Source organism: Vibrio sp. 970, from assembly GCF_033339075.1.
This window is the reverse complement of the sequence record NZ_JAWOTW010000438.1, coordinates 1-640: the sequence shown is the minus strand read 5'-3', so window position 1 is coordinate 640 and position 640 is coordinate 1. Positions and strand designations below refer to the sequence as shown.

Below are 640 nucleotides of genomic sequence, written 5' to 3'. Positions count from 1 at the left end.
ATTTACCAAGAAGCTGGACTAGCGGCGTGCTTGTGGGTCTCTTTCGCTTTCTTGGCGCTGACAACGTTGATTTCGATTAAGTTGCCTAAAGCTAATATCGCCACGGCTTAGTTCTGATGAATGTGATGGGCTGAACAGAACATCGTGAATAAAAATGGCTCCAATCGGGAGCCATTTTTTATGTCTGCATATTATGAGCAGAAGCGTCCAAGTTTTGCAGGTTGCGTCATTTTGATTTCGTCGTCTAACGAGCGGTAGACAATCGTATTCCAGATTTCGCCATTATCCATTTCAAATTCAATCGCGTAATTCATGCCGCTTACCACCTGAGTGCGAACACTGAGGATTTGCTTTAACTTAGCGGAAGTGTTCATTTGCGCGAGTACCACATCAAGCAATGATTGCGCTTCATCGGTCATGTCACTTTGTGACCATCCTCCGGGCAGTTTTTCTAAGTTACAGATTGGGTTCGCTTCCTGTTGCGATTGGGCTGGTGCCTCTGTCTCTTCCTTTTGATTACATCCAGCTAAAGCCACTACACATACGAGTGACGCCAATAATGTTTTCTTCATAACAAGACCTTTCTTTGTAATGTGCTCAGTATCCTAGGGGGTTCTGTTCATTATATCTGTTTCATATT

The 640-nt window shown here is 43.8% G+C and carries 1 protein-coding gene; it reads right to left on the bottom strand.

Features of this window, described 5'->3' with window-relative positions; translation table 11 throughout:
* Positions 1–191: 191 nt before the first annotated feature.
* Positions 192–572, bottom strand: coding sequence for a cystatin family protein (locus R7Q11_RS27160; protein WP_140170238.1), 381 nt, complete (start codon positions 570–572; stop codon positions 192–194).
* Positions 573–640 lie beyond the last annotated feature (68 nt).

Excerpts from the sequence above, each read along its gene's own strand:
- R7Q11_RS27160 (WP_140170238.1), bottom strand. The coding sequence starts at position 572 with ATGAAGAAAACATTATTGGCGTCACTCGTATGTGTAGTGGCTTTAGCT.